General features: G+C 71.4%; 1 protein-coding gene and 1 pseudogene. One reads left to right on the top strand and one right to left on the bottom strand.

Going from position 1 to position 1105, the window contains the following annotated elements:
* Positions 1 to 274 (top strand): annotated as a pseudogene (locus tag BN4346_RS46835) (hypothetical protein); the annotation flags it as partial.
* Positions 275 to 285: 11 nt separating this feature from the next.
* On the opposite strand, the gene BN4346_RS46830 reads toward BN4346_RS46835, so the two are convergent.
* Positions 286 to 1105, bottom strand: an 820-nt coding sequence (locus BN4346_RS46830; RefSeq protein ID WP_067977084.1) for an NAD(P)H-dependent flavin oxidoreductase, incomplete at its 5' end; no start/stop codon positions are given.

The raw sequence follows: 1105 nt of genomic DNA, 5'->3' as shown, positions 1-1105 counted from the left end.
CACCACGCCGGGCAGTTCGTGGCTGTCCCCGCGCTTATGCGCACCTACCGGGGAGCTGCCGGTCCCCAAGCCATCTGTCGATGACCGCTGTGGTGACCGCACCGCGATGATGCCCCGCCGACGGCGTACCCGCGCCCAGAATCGCGCGGCGCGCATCGCGACCGAGCGCAACCAGAACCACAAGGCCCGTCAAGCCCGACGCGCCGCATTCAACGCCGTGTGGTTCCCGAAAGTGGCCTCCGGCATCGACCCCGACGACCCGCCGCCCTTCTAACGGCTAGCCCGTCACGCGCCGCGGTTCAGGATTCGCGCCGCGTCTTGCGCCATCTGCGCCACGATGGCACCCGCGGGTGCGACGTCGTGGATGAGGCCGACGGCCTCGCCGATCAGGATGTGGGCGATATCGAAGTCCGCCGCGGCGAGCCCCGCCTCAAAGGCAGCGACGGCCTCGGGCAGGTTGGCCAGCAAGTGGCTCTCGTCGCCGTGCCAGGTCTGCAGGAACGCGTTGCGCAGCGCCCGCTCGTCGTATTGGGCGGGCCAATCGAGTTGTCGCACAAGGTCGTAGACACGGGTGCGGATGGTGTCCTCCCCGCTGGCCCGGAGGGCTCGCTCGTGTGCACTGGGTGGCACGAGTGCCTCGCTGGAGGCCCAGAGCCGCGTGCCGACCAGGACACCGTCGGCCCCGAGCGCCAGCGCCGCGGCTACCCCACGGCCGTCGGCGATACCGCCCGCGGCCAGCACGAAAGTCTCCGGCGAGCGCTCGGCCACTAGGTCGACTACGGCCGGGACGAACGTCAGGGTGGAGCGGGTGGACATCCCGTGGCCGCCGGCCTCGGCGCCCTGGGCCACGATGACGTCCGCTCCCGCCCGCAGCGCGGCGTGAGCCTGCTCCAGGGTCTGTACCTGGCAGATCAGCGGAACGCCCGCGTCGCGGATGGACCCAGCGAAGGCCTCGGGATCACCGAAGGACAGCATGATCGCCGCCGGGTGCCGGTTGAGTGCGACGGCGAGCGCCTCCGGCGCGCGGGTCAGGCTCCAGGTGATGAAACCGCACCCGATGCGTGCGTCGCCGGCGGCATCGAACTCGCGCTGCCCCCAGTCAGGG

The sequence above is a fragment of the Mycolicibacter icosiumassiliensis genome (genome assembly GCF_900078685.2).
GTDB lineage: Bacteria > Actinomycetota > Actinomycetes > Mycobacteriales > Mycobacteriaceae > Mycobacterium > Mycobacterium icosiumassiliensis.
This window is presented reverse-complemented; position numbering and strand designations above follow the sequence as displayed.